This window comes from Thermus sp. NEB1569 (assembly GCF_022385295.1).
Taxonomy (GTDB): domain Bacteria; phylum Deinococcota; class Deinococci; order Deinococcales; family Thermaceae; genus Thermus; species Thermus scotoductus.
In genome coordinates this window covers 672,854-692,943 of the sequence record NZ_CP092445.1, presented here as the reverse complement: position 1 = coordinate 692,943, position 20,090 = coordinate 672,854, and the positions used below count along the sequence as shown (strand labels likewise).

Here is a 20,090-nt window from a genome sequence, read left to right as displayed (position 1 = left end):
CTACCATCTTCCCGAGAGGATTTGCAGACCCCTCAGGGCCACCACCAGGGCCACCAGCAAGGCCGCAAGCCGCCCCTCGGCGGGGGCCAGGAGCAAAAGCGCCAGGTAGCCGAAGATGGCCCCGAAGGGTATGGGATAAATACCCTTACGCTGCTTCCTCCAGTAAAGGAGGTGGTAGACCCCCGCCACCCCCAGGCCCAAAAGCGCCGCCCCCAGGGTTTCCCTGGGAAGCCAGGCCAGGAAGTAGCCCAGGGAGGGAGCAATCCCACCCCCGCCCCGGAAGCGGAAGAACAGGGGCCAGTTGTGCCCCGCCACCACCGCCGCCGCGGCCCACACCCGCCACTCTGAAGGGACGAGGAGAAGGGCCAAGGCTCCCTTGCCCAGGTCCCACAGCACCACCCAGAGGGCAGCCCAAGGACCCTTGCGGCGGAAAACCCCCGAGCCCCCCGGAAGATCTTTGGCCCGCACCTCGGGGAAGAAGAGGAGCCCCCCCACCAGGGAACCCAGGAGGTACGCCAGAAGCACGTAGGCCATGCCCCCATTCTTGCAAAAACCTTTTCCTTGCCCTATGCTGGTTATGGAAGTTTCCATGAAGCGCTTCCACCAGGAACAGGGAACCAGACTATGAGCAAGAAGAAACCCACCATCCTCGAGGTGGCCGCCCGGGCCGGGGTGGGCCTGGGCACGGTGAGCCGGGTGCTCAACAACCACAAGGCGGTGCGCCCGGAAACCCGGGCCCGGGTGCTGAAGGCCATGGAGGAACTGGGCTACACCCCGAACCCCCATGCCCGGCGCATCGCGGGAGGAAGAAGCTACACGGTCTCCGTCCTCCTTCCCTTCGTGGCCACGGAGTTTTACCGAAGGCTGGTGGAGGGGATCGAAGGCGTCCTCCTGGAAAAGCGCTATGACCTGGCCCTATTCCCCATTCTCTCCCAGGCCCGGCTCAGGCGGTATTTGGAAAGCTCCACTCTGGCCTTCCTCACCGACGGCCTCATCCTCGCCTCCTATGACCTCAGCGAGCACTTTGAGGGAGGGAGGCTCCCCACCGACCGCCCCGTGGTCTTCGTGGACACCCAAAACCCCCGGTACGACTCCGTTTACCTGGACAACTTCCTGGGGGGTCACCTGGCCGGGGAGTACCTGGCGCGCTTCCCCGGCCCCATCTTCGCCGTGAAGGTGGAGGAGGAACCCGACCGGGCCTTCCACCACACGGTCTTCGCCGAACGCCTGGCCGGCTTCCGGGAAGCCCTCAAGGCCGCAGGCCGCCCCTTCCCCGAGGAGCACCTCTACACTACCCGGCTCTCCCAGGAAGGGGGGAGGCTCGCCCTCCGCTACTTCCTGGAGAAGGCCTCCCCGCCCCTCAACGTCTTCGCCGGGGCCGACCAGATGGCCCTGGGCGTTTTGGAGGAGGCGGAAAGGCTTGGGCTTACCGTGGGCAAGGAGGTGCGGGTTCTGGGCTTTGACGGGCATCCCTTCACCCACGAGGTGGGCCTTTCCACCATCGCCCAGCCGGTGGAGGCCATGGGCGCCCGGGCGGCGCAACTTCTCCTGGAGAGGATGCAGGGCTATGCGGGCCCTCCCCGGGCCGTGCGCTTTGAACCCCTCCTGATCGAACGGGCCTCCACCCGCACCTCTCCTGCAGTTCCCTACCTGCCTTAGAATCTCCCCATGCGCCCGGAAGCCCTGGTTTACCCTTTGCGCTGGCTCATGCTTCTCCCCGTGGTGGGGATGCTCCTCGGGGCCCTCTACTTCGCCTGGCATGCCCTCGAGGAAACCCTCCTTGCGGTGCAAAAACCCTTGGACGAAGCCCTTCCCGTCCTGGTGGGTGCCGTGGACCTGGCCCTTTTAAGCGCCGTTTTCCTCATCTTCAGCCTGGGCCTTTTTGAGCTTTTCATCCGCAAGCTGGAACTTCCCATGGAAAACGTCCTCACGGTGGAAAGCCTGGCGGACCTCAAGGGCAAGCTGGGCCAGGTGATCGTCATGATCCTGGTGGTGAAGTTCTTTGAAAAGGCCTCGGCCTTCAAGCCCCAGACCTCCTTGGACTTCCTCCTCTTCGCCGGCGGGGTGGCCCTCCTGGCCTCCGCCCTTTGGCTGGCCAAGGCCAAAGACTGAGGGAGTTGCTGGTCTACCTGGACCAAAACCACGCCAGCCGCATGGCCAAGCATCGCCTGGGCCAGCGGGGGCACGAGGCCTTCGGCGAGCTCTACCTGGCCCTAAGGGGCAAGGCCTTAGCCCCCCCAAGCCCCTTTCACGTGCTGGAAACCCTTTACCCCATCCAGGGTCCCGAGGAAAAGGCAGGCTACCTGCTACCTGCCTTGCAAGACCTCTTCTCCGAGCTTTCCCAGGGGTACTGGGTGCGCCCCTGGCAGGAGGTGGCCGTGCGCCAGGAGCGGGGGCTTTCCCGGGAGGACTTCCTCTGGCGGGGGGGAAGCTGGGAGTCCCCCGCCGACCTCTCCTCCTCACCGATCGCTACCTGCGAGGCCTTTTGCCGGGGAAAAGCGTGGGGGGGAGGCGAAGGGAAGTCATGGCCCTAGTCCAAAGGTTCCGGGAAGGGGTAGACTCCTCCTCGTGAAGGGCATCCGGGACCCCAAGCTCTGGCCCATCGCCGAGAAGGTGGAGGCCGGCGAACGCCTCACCTTCGCCGAGGGGCTAATCCTCTACGAGACCCAGGACCTGCCAGGCCTCATGCGCCTGGCCAACCGGGTGCGGGAGAAAAAGCACGGGCACAAGACCTACTTTGTCCACTCCATCCGCGTTTCCCAGACCAACATCTGCTACGTGGGCTGCACCTTCTGCGCCTTCCAGAGAAAGTTCGGGGAGGAGGGGGCCTGGGATTGGGATGTGGAGGAGGTGGTGGCCTGGGTGAGGGAGCGGTACCAGCCCGGCCTCACGGAGATCCACATGACGGCGGGCCACCACCCCAAAAGGCCCTTTTCCTACTACCTGGACCTGGTGCGGGCCCTAAAAGCGAGCTTCCCCGGGGTCCAGGTGAAGGCCTGGACGGCAGCGGAGATCCACCACTTCTCCAAGATCGCCCGCCTCCCCTACAAGGAGGTGCTCCAGGCCCTTAAGGAAGCGGGGCTGGACGCCATGCCGGGGGGCGGGGCGGAGATCTTCGCCGAAAGGGTGCGCAAGGAGATCGCCCGGGCCAAGGTTTCCGCCGAGGGTTGGCTTTTGATCCACCGGACCGCCCACGAACTCGGCATCCCCACCAACGCCACCATGCTCTACGGGCACATAGAAACCCTCGAGGAGCGCCTGGACCACATGGACCGCCTGCGGCAGCTCCAGGACGAAACGGGGGGGTTCATGAGCTTCATCCCCTTGGCCTTCCAACCCGACGGGAACCATCTGGCCCAAAGGCTAGGGAAACGGGAGTTCACCACCGGCCTAGACGACCTCCGCAACCTGGCGGTGGCCCGGCTCTACCTGGACAACATCCCCCACATCAAGGGCTACTGGGCCACCCTGACCCCGGAGCTGGCCCAGGTTTCCCTGGACTGGGGGGTGACGGATATCGACGGCACCTTGATTGAAGAGCGCATCGTGCACATGGCGGGAAGCCCCACCCCCAAGGGGCTATCCAAGAAGGAGCTTGCGGGCATCATCCGCAAGGCGGGCCGCATCCCCGTGGAGCGGGATGCCCTTTACCGGGAGATCCGGATCTGGGACGCCGTGGAGGCCTGATGGCCTACGCCCTGGGGGTTCCCCCCTACGCCAACACCGCCCCCCTCTACCAGTTTCTGGAGCCCGATGGCTGGCGGCTTTGCTATGGGGTTCCCGCAGAGCTCAACCGGATGGTGCTCTCGGGAGAGGTGGGGCTTTCCCTGGTTTCCAGCTACTTTTACCTGGAGCACCAGGAGGAGCTAGGGCTTCTCCCCGATTTTTCCGTAGCGGTCCTGGGGCGGGTGTACTCGGTGAACCTCTTCCATAAGGGAAACCTTGTAGATCTAAGGCGCATTGCCCTCACCACGGAAAGCGCCACCAGCGTGGAGCTCCTAAAGCTCCTCCTTGGGGAACAGGGGGTTTTTCCCCAGTACGAGGCCAAGGAAGGGGGACTGGAGCTCCTTAAGGAGTACGACGGGGTCCTCCTCATCGGCGACAAAGCCATCCAGGCCTACGCCAGCCTCCTAGACCATCTCCCTGAGACCCCCCATGCCCTTCCCACCCGCTTTGGGGAGGTAGAGGTGGTGGACCTCTCCATGCTCTGGTTTGAACGCACCCGGCTGCCCTTCGTCTTCGCCGTCTGGGCCTACCGCAGGGAAAACCCTCCCCCCTTAAAGTTGGTGCAAGCCCTGAGAAAGGCCCGGCGCCAGGGGCTTAGCCGGCTGGGAGAAGTAGCGGAAGCCGAGGCCAAGCGGCTTGGAATCCACCCTGTGCTCATGGAGCACTACCTTTGGAACTTCCGCTACCACCTGGAGGAGCCCGACCGCCTGGGGCTAAAGGCTTTCGCCGACGCTTTGGGCCTTCCCTTTGCCCCTACATACTATCCCGCATAGTGCTTGACTTTATATAGCACCCTGAGTAGCATAGTACTGGGTCCTTGGACCCAAGGAGGTCAAAACATGCGTTGGAACCTAGACCCAGCCCACACCAGCATCGAGTTCGCCGTGCGGCATATGATGATCGCCACGGTCAAGGGCACCTTAAACCTCAAAGAGGGTTACGTGGAGACGGACGAAACCGGGAAGCCCCTTAAGGTGGAGGCCCGGCTGGATGCGAAAAGCATCCACACCGGGGTGCCCGACCGGGACAACCACCTGCGCTCCCCCGACTTCCTGGATGTGGAGCGCTACCCCGAGATCGTCTTCCGAAGCGAGAGGATTACCCCCTTGGGCGAGGGGCGGTACAGGGTGGAGGGGGAGGTAACCATCCGCGGGGTCACCCGGCCCCTCTCCTTCGAGGTGGAGACCTATGGCCCTGCCAAGGACCCCTGGGGCAACGAACGCATCGCCGCCCACTTTGAAGGCCGGCTGAACCGCAAGGACTTCGGCCTCACCTGGAACATGCCCCTGGAGATGGGCGGGGTACTGGTGGGCGAGGAAGTGCGCTTCAGCGTGGACACCGAAGCGGTCAAGGCGCAGGAGGCGGTGGCCGGGTAATGGCCTTTCCCCCGCGGCTTTTGGCCCTCACCCTTAGGGTGAGGGACCTCGAGGCGGCCCTCTCCTTCTACCAGGGCCTCCTGGGCCTGAGGCTGGAGGCCGACCCACCCCGCTACCGCCTTTACCCGAGAGGCCAGGGGTTTCACCTGGAGCTGGTCCATGCTCCTGAAGCTCCCCTGAGGCCCTATCCCTCGGTGGGCCTTTACCACTTCGCCCTCCTCCTCCCCGACCGCAGGGCCTTGGCCGGGGTCGCCCAAAGGCTCCTCCAGGCTGGTGCCTACTTCGAGGGAGCAGCGGATCACGGGGTTTCCGAGGCCCTTTACTTTCGCGATCCTGAGGGGAATGGCCTCGAGCTCTACTGGGACCGGCCCCAAGGGGCCTGGCCCTCCGAACCCCTTATGTTCACCGCCCCCTTGAACCTGGAAGGGCTCCTTTCCCAAGCCCCAAAACCTAGCTCCCTTCCACCCGAAACCCTCCTCGGCCATCTGCACCTACATGTGGAAGACCTCAAGGAGGCCGAGGCCCTTTTTGCCAACCACCTGGGCATGGAGGTCACCCTGCGCACCTACCCCGGGGCCCTCTTTTTCGCCTGGGATGGCTACCACCACCACGTGGGGGCCAACGTCTGGGCAGGAAGCCGAAGGGCTTCCCCGGAGTCCACAGGGCTTCTGGGCTACGTGCTCTTGGACCCCTGGGGCCGGAGGATGGAGCTGCAAGACCCCACGGGAGCACAAATGCGCCTTACGGCCAGCTTCTAAAGGGAATAACCCGCGGGGCAAGGGCCTTTCGGTCCCCGCTCTGCCCCTCTTGACAGGTCTTCCCCCCTCCCCTATGCTTGGAGGCAATATGCGGACCCTAGGGCGCTACTTCGGCTTTTATTATCCCGCCGGGGGCGCCCTGCGGTCCGCATAGGGTTTTTCCGCAAGAAGGGCGCCCCCAAAAAAGGGGGCGCCCAAGGCTTTTAGGAGGGAAGGATGCTCATCGTGATGAAGCGGGGACACACGGAAGCGGAGTTAGAAGAGGTGGTGCGGGAAATTGAGAAGGTGGGCTACCGGCCCCACGTCTCCCGGGGAGTGGAGACCACCCTGGTGGGGGCCATCGGCCGGGGGCCTACCCCGGAGCTCATGGAGCACTTCCGTGCCCTTCCCGGGGTGGCGGAGGTGATCCCCATCTCCAAGCCCTATAAGCTGGCGAGCCTCGAGGTCCAGCCCTTCCCCACCGTCTTGGAGTTCCCCACGGGCAAAACGGGGGGAGGCCATGTGCTGATCGCCGCAGGGCCCTGTGGGGTAGAGTCTCGGGAGCAGACCTTGAAAGCCGCCCGCTACGTGAAGGCCCACGGGGCGGGGATGCTGAGGGGCGGGGCCTTCAAGCCCAGGACCAGCCCCTACGCCTTCCAAGGGCTGGGCCTGGAAGGGCTCAAGATCCTGGCGGAGGCCCGGCGGGAGACGGGGCTTCCCGTGGTCACCGAGGTCCTCTCCCCGGAGCAGGTGGAACTGGTGGCGGAGTATGCCGACGCCCTGCAGATCGGGGCCCGCAACGCCCAGAACTTCGCCCTCCTCCAGGCGGTGGGGGAGGTGAAAAAGCCCGTGCTCCTCAAGCGGGGTATGAGCATGACCCTGGAAGAGTTCTTGATGAGCGCCGAGTACATCCTCTCCCGGGGCAACATGCAGGTGATCCTGGTAGAGCGGGGGATCCGCACCTTTGAGAAGACCACCCGCTTCACCCTGGATGTCTCGGCGGTGCCCGTGCTCAAAAGCTTCACCCACCTCCCCGTATGGGTGGATCCCTCCCACCCCGCAGGCAAGCGGGAGTGGGTCATCCCCTTGGCCCTGGCGGGGCTTGCGGCAGGGGCGGATGGCCTCATCGTGGAAACCCACCCCGAGCCGGAAAAAGCCCTTTCCGACGCAGCCCAGCAGCTCCACGAGCACGAGTTCGCCGAGCTGATGCAAAAGGCTAAGCGGCTTTTGGAAGCCCTGGACAAGACCCTCTCCGCACCCGTCTTGGGATGAAACCGCTTTTTGGCAAGGTGGGCATCTTCGGGGTGGGCCTTCTGGGGGGAAGCGTGGCCCTGGGCCTAAAGGAGCGCTTCCTGGCCGAGGAGATCCACGCCTACGACCAGGACCCCGAAGCCTTGGAGAAGGCCCTCTTCCTGGGGGTAGCCGACCGGGTGCACCCCCAGCTTGGCCCTTGGGTGGGGGAGCTGGAGCTGGGCATCCTGGCGGCCCCTGTGGGAGCCCTGGTGGACCTGGGCAGGAGGCTGGCTCCCTTAGCCCACCCCGATAGCCTCTGGACCGATGTGGGCAGCGTGAAGGCCCGGGTGGTGGGGGACCTCGAGGGCACCCTGCCCCACTTCCTGGGAAGCCACCCCATGGCGGGAAGCGAGCGGGCCGGGGTGGAACACGCCCACGCGGGCCTTCTGCACAACGCCATCTGGGTTTTAACCCCTACGCCACGGACCAGCCCTAAGGCGCGCGAAGGGATTAAGAAGCTGGTGGAGGCCTTGGGAGCCTACCCCTTGGAAATCCCCCCGGAGCTTCACGACCGCTTGGTGGCCCGCATCTCCCACCTGCCCTACCTTTTAGCCGTGGCCCTAAACCGCCTGGTGGCTCATAGCCCCCACCGGGACCTCCTGATGTTTTTGGCGGCCGGGGGGTTTCGCGACCTCACCCGGGTGGCCTCAGGGTCTCCCCGGATGAGCCGGGACATGGTGGTGGAGAACAAGGAAGCCCTCAAAGAGGCCATCTATGAGCTCAGAGGGGTGCTTGGAGAGTTGGAGGAGCTTCTGGACCAGCCCGAAGCCCTTCTCCGGGCAGCGGAGGAGGCCAAGCGCACCCGGGACAGCCTTCCCATCGTGCGCCGAAGCCTGCTCCCCGAGATGCACGACCTGGTGGTCCAGGTGCCCGACCGGCCCGGCCAGATCGCCAGGATCGCCACCGCCTTGGGGGAGGCCGGGGTGAACATCAAGGACATCGAGGTCCTCACCATCCGGGAGGAGGCCGGGGCCATCCGCTTAGGCTTCGCCAGCCGGGAGGAAAGGGAAAGGGCCCGGGAAGTCCTCTCTCGGGTAGGGTACCGGGTTTCCTGAAACCGGCTCCCCCTCTAAGAACCCGAATCCAGCCTCACCTGGTTCTTTCCCGAGCCCTTAGCCTGGTAAAGGGCTCCGTCCGCCCTTTGGAAGAGATCCCTGGGATCACCCCCATACACCGCCACCCCAAAGCTTGCGGTGATCCCCAAGGTCTTCAGGCCTTCCCTCAGCCTGTCCGCCACCTGGACCGCCTCCTTCCCCTCGGTGCGGGGGAGGATAACGGCAAACTCCTCCCCACCCCAGCGCCCCACCAGGTCCCCCTGGCGCACGTGGGCCACCAGGTACTGGGCCACCTCCTTAAGGATCCGGTCCCCCACCTGGTGGCCATGGGTGTCGTTCACCCGTTTAAAGTCGTCCAGGTCCATAAGCACCAAGCAGAAGGGCTTCTCTCCCCGTTCCACCCGGGCGGCTTCCCTTTCTAAGGCCACCTCCAAAGCCCTCCTGTTGGGCAGCCCGGTGAGGGGATCCGTGAGGGCCTGTTCCTTCCAGAAGCGCATCTGGCCGTGGGCCTCGCGGAAGCGGGCCAGGAGAAAGGTAAGGCTTAAGAGAATAACCTGGCTCACGGCAAAATGGGGCCAGAAATCCAGGTTGCGCCCCAAAACCAGGGGGGCAAGAACCAAAACCCCACCCCAGAAGGCCCCCAAAAGGTGCCCCAAGGACCAGGGGGGATAGGCGAACCCAGCCAGCAGGTAAAGGGCCGGGATAAAGAGCCCCACCAAAGGCCAGTTCTCCCCCACCCGCCATAGTTCAAACAGCAAATAGGCTCCAAGGAGATGGAGAAGAAGGCGGGGCGCCACCTTAGGACCCCGGCGCAGGGCCCAAAGGGCCCAGAGAACGAAAAAAGCGTAGAGCAAAACTTCCAGGCCCTGGGGCGGGAATCTCTGCGCCTGGAGCAAAAGGCCAAGGGCCATCCCGGCCCAGCTGGCAAAGTAAAAGACCCGGCCCCGGCCATCCATGCTTCCATGGTAGACCGGTTCCCGTTAAAAGCCTGTGAAAACTGGACTAGGGAAGAACCTTGCCGGGATTCAGGAGCCCATGAGGATCCAGGGTGGCCTTTACGGTGCGGAAGGCCTCGAGGGTCCCTTCATCCACCGCCTCCTCCATGAAGGCCCGCTTCATGAGGCCGATCCCGTGCTCTCCGGAAAGCACCCCCCCGTGCCTCAAGGCCACCCGGGCGATCTCGTGGGCCAGCTCCCAAACCCGCTCCTCCCTTTCCCTCCTGGGGTCAAAGAGGATGTTGGGGTGCAGGTTCCCATCCCCGATGTGGCCGAACTGGGCCACCACCAGGCCATAGGCCTCGCCTAAAGCGGCGATCTCCCGCACCACCTTAGGAAGCTCGCTCCTGGGCACCGCGATGTCCTCGTTGACCCGTTTAGGGCGGATGCGGCCCAAGGCAGGGCTCACGCTCCGCCTGGCCCGCCAAAGGGCCTCCGCCTCCCTTTCATCCCGGGCCCTTTGCACCCTAGCTCCAAGGCTGGCCGCGGTTTCCTCAACCAGGGAAAGCTCCTCCTGGACCACCTCGAGGGCATCCCCATCGGTTTCCGCCAGGAGGAGGGCGTGCCCCCGGGGAAGGCCCATGCCCAGGTAGTCCTCCACGGCGTTCACGCAGATAGGGTCCAAAAACTCCAGCCTGGCGGGCACCGCCCCCAGGGCGATGGCCCGGGAAACCGCCTCCGCCAAGGCCCCCACCTCGGGAAAAGCCGCCATCAAGGTGGCCCGGTACCGGGGAAGGGGGAGAAGGCGCACCCTGGCCCCGGTGATCAGGCCCAAGGTCCCCTCCGAACCGATGAGGAGGCCAGGGAGATCGTAGGCCTGGCGGCCCAGGCGGTGCACCTCCCCCCAGGAATCCACAAACTCCAGCTCCAAGACGTAGTCCCCCGTAACCCCGTACTTGAAGCACAGGGGCCCTCCGGCATTCTCTCCCAGGTTGCCCCCCAGGGTGCTGGTGCGCCAAGAGGCGGGGTCAGGCGGGTAGAAAAGCCCATAGGGCCTGGCCTCCTCCGAGATTCTAGCCGTGGTGACGCCGGGCTCGGCCCAGGCGGTGCGGCCCACGGGGTCCAGCTCCAGGCGGGCCATGCGGGTAAAGGCCACCACAATGGCTCCCTCCTCGGGCACCGCCCCGCCGCTCAAACCGCTTCCCGCCCCCCGGGGAACCAGGGGAAGCCCATACCGGCGGGCCAGGCGCACCAGGGCCTGCACCTCCTCGCGGGTTTCCGGCAGGACCACCGCCAAGGGCTCTGGCCCCACCAGGATGGCGTCATAGCGGTAAACCCCCTTTTCCGCCGGGGAGAGGAGGGCCCTAGGGCCGAAAAGGGCCTTGAGTTCCGCCTGCACCCCCATCATGCCCTAAGGCTACCAGGTGGGGTCGCAATAGGGGGAGGAATCGGAGAACAAGCCCCCGCATGCCCCCATCCTCCCCGTAGCCCCCAGCCGCAAGGCTTTGTCCCGCCTAAAGACCCCTTTAGACTTGGGCCATGGCCTACTGGCTTTTGAAATCCGAACCCGAGGTGTACAGCATCCTGGACCTGAAACGGGAGGGCAGGGCCATTTGGGACGGGGTGCGCAACTACCAGGCCCGGAACTATCTGATGCACATGCAACTAGGGGACCTCTGCTTCTTCTACCACTCCAACGCCAACCCCCCGGGGATCGCCGGGCTTTGCCGGGTGGTGGGGACCCTAGTCCCCGACCCCACCCAGTTTGACCCCTCTAGCCCCTACTTTGACCCCAGGGCCACCCGGGAAAACCCCCGGTGGTACACGGTGGAGGTAGAGTTCCTCGAGGCCTGGCCCCTCATTCCCCTGGAGGAGCTCAAGGCCTGCTTTCCCCCAGACCACCCCCTAGTGAAAAGGGGAAACCGGCTTTCCGTGATGCCGGTTCCCCCGGAGGTGGCCGAAAGGCTTATTGCGCGGAAAGGGTGCCGATGATCTTGAAGAGGGGCAGGAACATCCCCGCCACGATCATGCCCACGATCACGCCCAGGAAGATGATCATGAGGGGCTCGATGGCGGCGGTGAGGCTGGCCACCGCCTCGTCCACCTCCCGCTCGTAGAAGTCGGCGATCTTGGCAAGGAGGGTGTCCAGGGCCCCCGTCTCCTCGCCGATGGCCACCATGGAGCTCACCATTGGGGGAAAGACGAAGGGGTGCTGGGCCAGGGTGAGGTTCAAGGGCTCCCCCTGTTGCACCTTGAGCTTGGCCGTGTCCACGATTTCCTCCACCACGCTGTTCCCCGCCGTCCCTTTGGTGATATCCAAGGACTCCACGATGTTGACCCCGCTGGAAAGGAGGAGGGCCAGGGTGCGGGAGAAGCGGGCCACGGCAGTCTTACGGTTGAGGTTGCCGAAGACGGGGACGCGGAGCTTGATCCGGTCCACTACCTTCCGCCCCTGGGGGGTCCGGTAGTACCAGCGGTAGACGAAGAAGAGCACCACCGCCAAAAGCACCAGGGGCAAGGTGGCCGCCCGGAGGAAGCCCGAAAGGGCGATGAGGAACCGGGTGAGGAGGGGGAGCTCCGAACCGAGGTCCGTGAGGATCTGGGCGAACTGGGGCACGATGCCCGTGAGGAGAAAGTAGGCCACACCCACGGCGAAGACGAAGACGATCACGGGATAGGTCATGGCGCTACGGATCTTGCCCCTGAGCTCCAGGTCCTTCTCCAGGAAGGTGGCCAGGCGGTCCAGGATCACGTCCAGCCCGCCCGAGGTCTCCCCGGCCCGCACCAGGTTCACGTAAAGCCGGGAGAAGAGCTTGTGCTTGGCCAGGGCATCGGAAAAAGCCATGCCCCCTTCGATGTCGGTGCGGACCTTCTTAATGATCTCCCGGAACTTCTTGTTCTCGGTCTGCCTTTCCAGGATGGAAAGGGACTGCAAAAGCGTGAGCCCCGCCCCCAGCATGGTGGCCAGCTGCCGGGAGAAGATGGCCAGGTCCTTAAGGCCAGGACCCCTCTCCAGGGCAGGAAGGCGCACCTCGGCCTGCAGGCCCCTCCCCGGCTCCTTGATCTCGGCCACGAAAAGCCCCCGGTCCCTCAGGAGCCTGGCGGCGGTGCGCAGGTCCTCCGCCTCAATGGTGGCCTCCACCAGGCGGCCCTGGCGGTCGCGGGCCTTATACTGGTAGACTGGCATGGCAGAAGTATACCAGAAGGAGCTACAGGAAGCAGCGGAAACCCTTCGGCGTGGGGGCCTGGTGGCCTTTCCCACGGACACCGTCTGGGGGGTGCTGGCCCGGATGGAGGACGAGGCCGCCTGCCGGCGCATCTACGAGCTTAAGGGACGGGAGGAGGAAAAGCCCCTCCAGGTGCTGGTGGCGGACCTGGAAAGCGCCCTTAAGCTTGCGGACCTCGGGAAGCTACGGGATAAGTTCCTGCGCCTGGCGGAGGCCTTCTGGCCCGGGGGCCTCACCGTGGTGGTACCGGGGCAAAATATCCCCCCCTGGATCAGCCGGGATGGTTCCGTGGGGCTGAGGATGCCGGATCATGTCCTGCTTCGGGAGCTTCTCCGCCGGGTAGGCGGGTATGCCGCGGCCACCAGCCTCAACAGGAGCGGCGAGCCCCCGGTGCGCACGGAAAAGGAGGCCCGGGAATTCGGCGTGGACTATGTCTTCCCGGGGGAAGCCCTGGGCCTGGCTTCCAGCGTGGTGGACCTGCGCACGGGGGAGGTCCTGAGGGAGGGAGCCATTCCCAAGGAGGCCCTGTTGCCCTACCTGCAAGATGTCTAACCTGAAGGCGGAGGTGTTGGCGGTCCTTTTCGCCGCGGGAAGGCCCGTGGCCCTGAGGGAACTCAAGGCCTTGGGCCACCCGGAGGAAACCCTCCTTAGGACGCTTCAGGCCCTGGAGGCGGAGCTTAAGGAGGGAAGCCTGGGGGTGGCCCTGGAACGGGTGGCCGGGGGGTGGCGGCTTGTAGTGCACGAGGGCGCCCTGGAAGCGGTGGAACGGGTCCTCAAGCCCAGCCCGCCCCGGCTCTCCAAGGCGGCCCTCGAGGTCCTGGCCCTCATCGCCTACCACCAGCCCATCGCCCGGGCGGAGCTTGAGGCCATGCGGGGGAAAAGCGTGGAAGGAACCCTGGAAAGCCTTTTGGAGCGGGGGCTTATCCAGGTGGTGGGCGAGAAGGAAGCCCCGGGCCGGCCCAAGCTCTACGGCACCACAAAGCGCTTCCTGGAGGTCTTCGGCCTGGAAAGCCTAAAGGACCTCCCGCCCCTCGAGGACGGCCCACCCCTCCTCCTCCGGGGCTAGGGCCTCCCGGGCAGGGATGGGAAGGGGGCTATAGAGCTCGTTCTGCCGCACGAAGGCCAAAAGAAACCGGCCGAGAAGGCGCATCTGGCTTTTGTGGGCCCGGATGGCCTTTTCCTTTAGCCTAACCTCCTCCTCGGTGAGGGGAAAGCGCCGCCAGGGAAGCCCCCGGCCCCGGGGCGGAGGGTAGAGGGGAAGGCGGGGGTGGAGGCCCTTGGGGAGGGGGTACTGGTAGCCCCCGTGGACCACGTAGTACTCCAGGCGATCCTCCAGGCCCAGAAAGGCCGCCGCCCGCATGCCGAAGTAGGCGGTGGCCTGATGGTCCCGGTGGGCGTCCAAAGGGCTTGGCAGGAGGATGCGGGTGGGCTTCAGGGCGGCCAGAAGTTCCACCAAGGTGGCCTCGAGGGCCTTTCCCGTGTAGGGAAGCCCCAAGCGGTAACACCCGGGGTAGGCCACCGCTTTCAGGCCCGTGTAGGGGCTCTCGTAAGGCAGGTAGTAGTAGGTGGTGAAGAGGGCGAAAAGACCCTGGTCGGGAAAGCCCAGGAAGTAGGCGCTGTCCCGGGAAAGGCCCAGGGCCTTAAGGCCCCGCCAGGCCTCCACCATGCGCCTTAAGGCCAGCCGGCGCATGGCCTCTTTAGAAGGCAGAGGGCTTCCCGCCGCCAGATCAAAGGCATCCCCCGAGGTGAGGTAGGCCACGCTCACCCGTCCTCCCCTTAGAAGGGTGCGGCGCATCAGCCCCGCCGCCGCCAGCACCTCGTCGTCCGGGTGGGGAGATAGGACCAGGAGGTGTTCCCCTGGCTCGGGTTCCGGGAAGAGGGGAAGCCTTCGCACCCGGAAGGAGGTGGTGAGGGCGTGGTAGTAGGCAAAGATGAACCGCCCGTTGATGAAGGCCCAAACCCCCAAGGCCGCCAAAAGGAGTCCTACCCGTTCCGCCCAAAGAAGGCCCAACCAAAGCCTTAAGGCCTCCGCCAAAAGCAGGTAGAGGAGTTCCCCCTTTTATTCCCTTCTATCCCCCCAGGGTTCGGAGCAGGTCGGGAAAGCCCTTCAGGTAAGGGTTCTTCCCCCACACCTGCTCCAGGGCGGCACTCCTTCCGCCCGGTATCCCGGGTCTCAGCCTTGACCCGGGGCGAGACCTCTCCGCATACCTCCGCAGAAGCAGGCGAAGGGTCTCCCTTTTCGGGGTGAAGGTGATGACGGACTCCTCCGGAGAACTTCTCCGGAGAAGGTTTCTGGCCGCGTTCACCTGGGCGTTGCCCCTGTGCCCACAAGCCTGGCAGACAAAGGTCTGGGTATCCCTGCGGTTCCTGGGGTCCACGTACCCGCACCGTGAGCACGCTTGGGAGGAGTACGCGGGATTTACCTCCACCACCTTGATCCCGTAAAGTTCCCCGAGCCGGGCCAGTTTCTCCTTCAGGTAGCGCCTCCCGAAGTTGGAGAGAAGACGGTTCATCCGGCGGGAAAGCTCGGGAGAACGCAGGTCCAGTCTTTCCACCACCAGCACCGCGGGTGCGTGCAGTGCCACCAGCCGGTTGAGAAGGCGGTTCACCTCGTTTTTCAGGAATCCCCGGAGTCTTCCCATCGCTTCTCGGTACTCGGGTACCTGGGAGAGCTTTCGGCCTTCCCTTTGTGCTCTTTTGGCTATGGTTTGGATCTCGGTATCGTAGGCGGCAAGAAGGCGCAGGAAACCCCGGCCCAGGAGGTCCCCGCGATCCGTGGCGATAAGGGGGGAAAGCCCGATATCCACCGCCAGGCGTTCAGTTCTGGGAGTGTAAGGCTTAGGGCTCAGGGCCTTAACCCTACGGATCTGGACCCTTCCATTCTCCTCTCCGACCTGAAAGAAATCCCGCCACTCTCCCTTACGGCCCTCGGCATAAGGGTTCTCCCCCAGGGGGATGGCCACCCTCTTCCCCTTCTCCAGGGTGGCCAGATGGAGCCAGGCGGGGAAGTGGGTGGCTTGTTTCCCCCTTCCCCTTCCCCTGGGCTCGTAGCGGACCACCTTCCCATCCAGGTGCATCTGGATGCGGTGCATGCCGGGCCAGGTAAGTTCCTTCCTGGCCCGGCGGAACAGATGGAGTAGGAGGCGCAGGTCCTCGGGGGTGGCCTGGAGGGTTTTGGTCCTTTCCCTGCCGCTCTCGTCTTTCCGTACAACCTTAAAGACCAGCGGTTGCCCTTCGGCCAGGGCCTGGCGCACCTCGGGCTTCAGCCAGGCCTCCCGGGAGTTGAGAAGAAGGAGCACCTCCCGCTTCTCCCTGGGAAGGGAAGAGCCAAGAAGAATCTCCCGTACCCTGTTCTTCAGGTGCTCCAGGTGCCCCTTGAGCATGTCCACCACCTGCTGGGAGCACACCCACAGGTAGCGGTCGGAGAGGGGGCTTTCAAGGTAGCCCCCTTGGGGCTGACCAACGCTTGTGGGGTCCAGGAAACGGGAGAGGCTACCTTCCTCAAAGAAACGGCGCAGGTGGAGGCGTTGGATCCCTTCCGCCGCCCTGCGGTACTGGCGGAGCACCTGAAGAACCTTCTCCTCCTTCCCCCGGTTCATGGCGTGGGGGAGGAGGTAGCTTCCGTAGATTTCATCCGTTCGCTTCCCGCGCTTCATCCACCAGCTCCGAGACGATCTTGCGGGCTTTCCTTTTCCCCCTCAAACCGTACAGCCTTGCGGCAAACGAGTAGATCACCGCCACGAAGTCTTCAATGAGATCCGCCCTGGGAGTGTCCGCCTCGTTCACCACCTCCACCCGCTTCCCCTGCTCATGGAGAAGCAGTTCCAGATAGTGAAAGCCGAAACGGGTCAGGCGGTCCCTGTGCTCTACCAGGAGCACCCCGTAGTCTTTCTCCAAAAGCAGTTTTTCCAGACGAGGCCTGCGATCGTTCAGACCCGAAGCCACTTCCTTCACCACCCGCACCACCCGGTAACCCCTGGCAGCGGCGTAGTCCTGGAGCCTCTGGACCTGGCGTTCCAGGTCGTCCCTGGCCTCGTGCACCGAGACCCGGGTGTAGATGGCCGCAGCATCCTGGGGGAGCCTAACCTCTTCCTCTTCCTCAAGAACCAGGATGGTGCCCGTGGGTAGCTGGATGGCCCTGGCAGGCAGAATCCCTTGCTTGAACCACTTCCAGGCGGTGCGGTAGGGAATCCCGTGCTTTCTGGCCCAATGGGACAGCTTCACCCCTATCTCTCCGCCTTTACCTTAACACAGAAGAGGATAGACGTCAATAACAGACCACAACTTTGGCAACCGGTATCAGGACCAGGAGGGCCAAAAACCACTGCCAGGGGGCTAGGCGGCGCACAAGGGGCATTTTAAGGCTAGAGTAGTTCCGTGGCCCTCCTCCGCCCCGCCGAGGAAAGGGACCTCCCCGCCATCACCCGGCTTTCCCATGAGACCCTCCTCCTGGGCCGCCAAGGCCCTTTGGTCTTCCCCAGCCGGGAGCTATGGGGGGAGCTTTTTGTGGCCCCTTACCTCAGGCGGGGTTGTTGCAACCGGGTGGCGGAGGAACAAGGGGAAATTCTGGGCTACATCCTGGGTGCCTGCTCCAACCTGGCCCTTACCCTCTACCTTCTTCCCCGCCTCCCCCTTCTTTTTCTCAAGCTCCTCCTAGGGTTTTACGGCCCCCCCTCCCCCACCTCCGCTACCTTCTAAGGCTTCTGCTCTTCCCAGGCCCCAAGGCCCCCAAGAGGCTCTACCCCGCCCACCTGCACATCGCCGTGGACCCAAAAGCCCAAGGGAAGGGTCTGGGAAAAGCTCTCCTTGCCGACTTCCTGGAGTGTCTCAAGCAAAAAGGGGTAAAGGGGGTCCAGCTCTCCACCACCCGGGCCAACACCGCCGCCCGTAGGCTCTACCAGAGCCAGGGCTTCCGCCTCTATGCCAAGCGGGCCAGCCCCTTCTGGGCTCCCTACCACGGCCACCCCGTCATCCACGAGGTCTGGGTCAAGGAACTATAGCCCCTCCCCAAGGAAAAGGAGCGAAGGGCCATAATGGAAAGGTGCTGCCTGAGGCCTTACGGGGATGGGAAAGCTACCGGGACTGGTTAGAAGCGAATCCGGAGTTCCGGGGCCGGTTTGTCTTCGCCAAGACCCTTCCCCCCAACCCCCCTAGAACAGTCCCCTATCAGGGGATCTTTGCCGGGGTCCTCGAGGCCTTGGGCCTGAAACCCTTCGCCCACCAAAAGGAAGCCCTCAAGGCCATAGAGGAGGGGAAAAACGTGGTCATGGCCTACTCCACCGCCGCGGGCAAGAGCCTGGTCTTCCAAATCCCCGTGCTCAAGGCCGCCATGGAGGGAGGAACCAGCCTTCTCCTTTTCCCCACCAAGGCCCTGGCCCACGACCAGCTAGGGCGGCTTAAGGCCATGGCCGAAGCCTTGGGGGTCCAGGGGATCTACCCCTACGACGGGGATACCCGGGGGGAGGTAAGGCGGAAGGCCAAGCAAGAGGGCCTCATCCTCCTCAGCAATCCCGACATGCTCCACTTTGGCCTTCTACCCCGGCACGGGGAGTTCGCCTCCTTCCTTTCCCGGCTCCGCTACCTGGTCCTGGACGAGCTTCACGCCTACCGGGGGGTCTTCGGGACCCACGTGGCCCTGGTCCTCTTCCGCCTATTGCGCCTGGCCCGCCACTACGGGGCGAACCCCCAGGTGATTGCCGCCAGCGCCACCATCGGCAACGCCAGGGAGCACGCAGAAGGCCTCACCGGCCTTCCCTTTGTGGAGCTAAGGGAGGAGGTGGCCCGCTCGGAGCGGGAGCTTCTGGTGCTTCTTCCCAAGCCCTTAGACGCCAAGGGGGAAAGGCGGCGAAGCCCCCTCCTGGAGGCCGCCTACCTGGCCCGGACCTGGGCCGAAGGGGGCATAAGGGGGCTCATCTTCACCAACGCCAGGAAAAGCGCCGAGCTCATCGCCCGCTACGCCGCCCACCCCAGGGTGCGCCCGTATCGGGCGGGCTACACCGCCAAGGAGAGGCGTCGCCTGGAGGAGGCCTTGAAGACGGGGGAGGTCCAGGTCCTGGTCTCCACCAGCGCCCTGGAGCTAGGGGTGGACATCGGGGAGCTAGACGCCGTGGCCCTGGTGGGCTACCCGGGCTCCGTGTCCGCCTTCTGGCAGCGGGCAGGCCGGGCAGGCCGGGGAAGGCGAAGGGCCCTGGTGGTCTACATCCCCAGGGAGGATCCCTTGGACGAGTACTTCCTCCATCGGCCCGAACTCCTTCTAAGGACGCCACCCGAGGTGGCGGTAGCCGATCCGAAAAACCCCGTGCTCTGCCCCCTTCACCTCCACGCCGCCGCTTGGGAAAAGCCCCTTTCCCGGGAAGAAGTCCACCCTGGCCAAGCGGGATCCCCCGGGCCTTTTATCCCCTGCCCCGAGGCCCTGGCTGAGCTTCGGGAGAAGGAAGGCCGCTACTACACCCCCAAGCGCCACCCCCACCGGGACCTGACCTTAAGGGGCCTGGGCAACACCTTCACCCTGAAGGGGCCAGACGGGGAGGTGCTGGGCTACCTGGACGAACGCCAGGCCTACTGGGAGGCCCATCCCGGGGCTATTTACCTTCACGGGGGGGAGAGCTTTTTGGTGCGCAACATTGACCCGGAGAGGCGGGAGATCTGGCTTTTGCCGGCCCTCGAGGACCACTACACCGAGCCCCGGGCGGAAACCGACCTCGAGGTCCTCTCGGGGGAGGCCATGGGGCATGGGGTCTGGGTGGGCAAGGTGGTCCTAAGGGAGAGGGTGGTGGCCTATGTCAAGAAACGCTTCTTCACGGGAAGCATCTTGGAGGAGGTACCCCTGGAGCTTCCCGAGATCTCCTTTCCCACGGAGGCCCTTTGGTTCCACCCTCCCCTGGTGATCCCTTTCCAGCAGATCCCCGGGGGTATCCACGCCCTGGAGCACACCCTGATCGGCCTTCTTCCCCTTTTTGTCCTGGCGGAACGGCAGGACATCGGAGGGATCTCCTACCCCTCCTACCCCCGGCCCCTCCCTTCGGGAGGGGGCCCCACCATCTTCATCTATGACGGCTATCCAGGAGGCGTGGGCTACGTCCGGCAGGCAGCCCGCCGCTTCCCCGAGTGGGTGCGATCGGCCCTGGAACTCCTCAAGGCCTGCCCCTGCGAGGAGGGATGCCCCCGCTGCATCCTCTCCCCCAAGTGCGGCAACGGCAACCAATACCTGGATAAAAAGGCCGCCCTTATGCTGGCGGCCAGCCTCACCCTCTCCCTCCCCCAAAGGACCCTGCATTAAACTCTTCCCATGAACCCCAAAGGCCCCACCCAGGGCCAGCCCATAGGCCACATTGGTCAGCCGATAGGCTCCATTGAGGAAAGCCCCGAAAGCTTTCTTGACCGCTTCCGCGCCTATAGGGTAGAGGCCTACCTCTTCCCCGAGCCCTGGGGAAGCCCCGTGTTGGAGGCCCTGGTCCAAGGCCAGATCGTCTACGCCTTTGACCGGGGAGCCCCCCCAGCCCCTACGGGGGGAGTGCCGGTGCTCCTCCACGGGATGGTGCGCCAAGCCGAGCCGTTAAGGAGGGAGGCCTTCGTGGAGCGGGAAGGGGCCAGCTACCGGATAGGAGGAGAAACCACCCCCTTGGGAGAAGGGTTTTACCTGTTGGAGGGCCCCCTACGGGTGGTGGTTTACAGCGATATCCCTCTGCCGAAACGGGCCGAGGTCCTCCTCTGGCCGCCCCTCATGCTCTTCCGGGAGTGA

General features: G+C 64.7%; 21 protein-coding genes and 1 pseudogene. 15 read left to right on the top strand and 7 right to left on the bottom strand.

The window, feature by feature from the left end:
• On the bottom strand, positions 1 to 534 hold the full coding sequence (locus MI302_RS04335) for a glycerol-3-phosphate acyltransferase (protein WP_038029078.1): 534 nt from the start codon (positions 532 to 534) through the stop codon (positions 1 to 3).
• Between the two features lie 90 nt (positions 535 to 624).
• Here MI302_RS04335 and MI302_RS04330 point away from each other — a divergent pair, with 90 nt between their 5' ends.
• The 9 genes from MI302_RS04330 (at position 625) to MI302_RS04290 (ending at position 8,187) form a co-directional block, all read left to right on the top strand.
• Positions 625 to 1,659: a substrate-binding domain-containing protein gene (locus tag MI302_RS04330; protein ID WP_239726323.1), complete on the top strand. Its 1,035-nt coding sequence runs from the start codon at positions 625 to 627 to the stop codon at positions 1,657 to 1,659.
• Positions 1,660 to 1,668: 9 nt separating this feature from the next.
• Complete coding sequence (locus MI302_RS04325) at positions 1,669 to 2,112, top strand: YqhA family protein (protein WP_015716635.1); 444 nt, start codon at positions 1,669 to 1,671, stop codon at positions 2,110 to 2,112.
• Between the two features lie 5 nt (positions 2,113 to 2,117).
• Positions 2,118 to 2,534 (top strand): hypothetical protein, encoded by a 417-nt coding sequence (locus tag MI302_RS04320; protein WP_239726322.1) that lies wholly within the window; start codon positions 2,118 to 2,120, stop codon positions 2,532 to 2,534.
• 34 nt (positions 2,535 to 2,568) lie between these two features.
• Positions 2,569 to 3,687 (top strand): aminofutalosine synthase MqnE, encoded by a 1,119-nt coding sequence (mqnE, locus tag MI302_RS04315; protein WP_019549979.1) that lies wholly within the window; start codon positions 2,569 to 2,571, stop codon positions 3,685 to 3,687.
• Positions 3,687 to 4,499, top strand: a complete 813-nt coding sequence (locus tag MI302_RS04310) for a menaquinone biosynthetic enzyme MqnA/MqnD family protein (protein WP_172955614.1) — start codon at positions 3,687 to 3,689, stop codon at positions 4,497 to 4,499. Before mqnE ends, MI302_RS04310 begins: the two co-directional genes overlap by 1 nt.
• 66 nt (positions 4,500 to 4,565) lie before the next feature.
• Complete coding sequence (locus MI302_RS04305; RefSeq protein WP_239726321.1) at positions 4,566 to 5,102, top strand: YceI family protein; 537 nt, start codon at positions 4,566 to 4,568, stop codon at positions 5,100 to 5,102.
• The gene (locus MI302_RS04300; protein WP_239726320.1) at positions 5,102 to 5,860 is read left to right on the top strand and encodes a VOC family protein; all 759 of its coding nucleotides are present in this window, start codon (positions 5,102 to 5,104) and stop codon (positions 5,858 to 5,860) included. Before MI302_RS04305 ends, MI302_RS04300 begins: the two co-directional genes overlap by 1 nt.
• A gap of 216 nt (positions 5,861 to 6,076) precedes the next feature.
• Entirely contained in the window at positions 6,077 to 7,111 is a 1,035-nt protein-coding gene (gene aroF / locus MI302_RS04295) for a 3-deoxy-7-phosphoheptulonate synthase (protein WP_038029066.1), read from the top strand.
• On the top strand, positions 7,108 to 8,187 hold the full coding sequence (locus MI302_RS04290; protein ID WP_239726319.1) for a prephenate dehydrogenase/arogenate dehydrogenase family protein: 1,080 nt from the start codon (positions 7,108 to 7,110) through the stop codon (positions 8,185 to 8,187). Before aroF ends, MI302_RS04290 begins: the two co-directional genes overlap by 4 nt.
• Before the next feature lie 14 nt (positions 8,188 to 8,201).
• Here the strand turns inward: MI302_RS04290 and MI302_RS04285 are convergent, their stop codons facing one another.
• Both MI302_RS04285 and MI302_RS04280 read right to left on the bottom strand, forming a co-directional pair.
• Positions 8,202 to 9,143, bottom strand: coding sequence for a GGDEF domain-containing protein (locus MI302_RS04285; protein WP_239726318.1), 942 nt, complete (start codon positions 9,141 to 9,143; stop codon positions 8,202 to 8,204).
• 46 nt (positions 9,144 to 9,189) lie between these two features.
• The gene (locus MI302_RS04280) at positions 9,190 to 10,527 is read right to left on the bottom strand and encodes an FAD-binding oxidoreductase (RefSeq protein ID WP_239726499.1); all 1,338 of its coding nucleotides are present in this window, start codon (positions 10,525 to 10,527) and stop codon (positions 9,190 to 9,192) included.
• 134 nt (positions 10,528 to 10,661) lie between these two features.
• Here MI302_RS04280 and MI302_RS04275 point away from each other — a divergent pair, with 134 nt between their 5' ends.
• The gene (locus MI302_RS04275) at positions 10,662 to 11,114 is read left to right on the top strand and encodes an EVE domain-containing protein (protein ID WP_239726317.1); all 453 of its coding nucleotides are present in this window, start codon (positions 10,662 to 10,664) and stop codon (positions 11,112 to 11,114) included.
• Here MI302_RS04275 and MI302_RS04270 read toward each other — a convergent pair.
• The gene (locus MI302_RS04270) at positions 11,089 to 12,309 is read right to left on the bottom strand and encodes a type II secretion system F family protein (protein WP_239726316.1); all 1,221 of its coding nucleotides are present in this window, start codon (positions 12,307 to 12,309) and stop codon (positions 11,089 to 11,091) included. The genes MI302_RS04275 and MI302_RS04270 overlap by 26 nt on opposite strands.
• Between MI302_RS04270 and MI302_RS04265 the strand changes: the two genes are divergently transcribed.
• Positions 12,308 to 12,901 (top strand): L-threonylcarbamoyladenylate synthase, encoded by a 594-nt coding sequence (locus MI302_RS04265; protein ID WP_239726315.1) that lies wholly within the window; start codon positions 12,308 to 12,310, stop codon positions 12,899 to 12,901. The two genes, MI302_RS04270 and MI302_RS04265, sit on opposite strands and share 2 nt — an antisense overlap.
• Complete coding sequence (gene scpB, locus MI302_RS04260) at positions 12,894 to 13,415, top strand: SMC-Scp complex subunit ScpB (protein WP_041438106.1); 522 nt, start codon at positions 12,894 to 12,896, stop codon at positions 13,413 to 13,415. The genes MI302_RS04265 and scpB overlap by 8 nt, the downstream gene beginning before the upstream one ends.
• Here scpB and MI302_RS04255 read toward each other — a convergent pair.
• Genes MI302_RS04255 through MI302_RS04245 form a run of 3 tightly spaced genes read right to left on the bottom strand, consistent with a single transcriptional unit; the run spans position 13,362 to position 16,579 of the window.
• Positions 13,362 to 14,390 (bottom strand): PIG-L deacetylase family protein, encoded by a 1,029-nt coding sequence (locus MI302_RS04255; protein ID WP_370687361.1) that lies wholly within the window; start codon positions 14,388 to 14,390, stop codon positions 13,362 to 13,364. The genes scpB and MI302_RS04255 overlap by 54 nt on opposite strands.
• 28 nt (positions 14,391 to 14,418) lie before the next feature.
• Positions 14,419 to 16,005 carry a zinc ribbon domain-containing protein gene (locus MI302_RS04250; protein WP_015716192.1) on the bottom strand — a complete coding sequence of 529 codons (1,587 nt, stop codon included), beginning with the start codon at positions 16,003 to 16,005 and terminating at the stop codon, positions 14,419 to 14,421.
• Positions 15,980 to 16,579 (bottom strand): IS607 family transposase, encoded by a 600-nt coding sequence (locus MI302_RS04245; RefSeq protein ID WP_172958042.1) that lies wholly within the window; start codon positions 16,577 to 16,579, stop codon positions 15,980 to 15,982. The genes MI302_RS04250 and MI302_RS04245 overlap by 26 nt, the downstream gene beginning before the upstream one ends.
• A 147-nt stretch (positions 16,580 to 16,726) precedes the next feature.
• Here MI302_RS04245 and MI302_RS04240 point away from each other — a divergent pair.
• The 3 genes and pseudogenes from MI302_RS04240 (at position 16,727) to MI302_RS04230 (ending at position 20,090) form a co-directional block, all read left to right on the top strand.
• Positions 16,727 to 17,349, top strand: a pseudogene (locus MI302_RS04240) (N-acetyltransferase family protein).
• Between the two features lie 41 nt (positions 17,350 to 17,390).
• The gene (locus MI302_RS04235) at positions 17,391 to 19,628 is read left to right on the top strand and encodes a DEAD/DEAH box helicase (protein ID WP_239726313.1); all 2,238 of its coding nucleotides are present in this window, start codon (positions 17,391 to 17,393) and stop codon (positions 19,626 to 19,628) included.
• A gap of 9 nt (positions 19,629 to 19,637) precedes the next feature.
• The gene (locus tag MI302_RS04230) at positions 19,638 to 20,090 is read left to right on the top strand and encodes a hypothetical protein (protein WP_019549966.1); all 453 of its coding nucleotides are present in this window, start codon (positions 19,638 to 19,640) and stop codon (positions 20,088 to 20,090) included.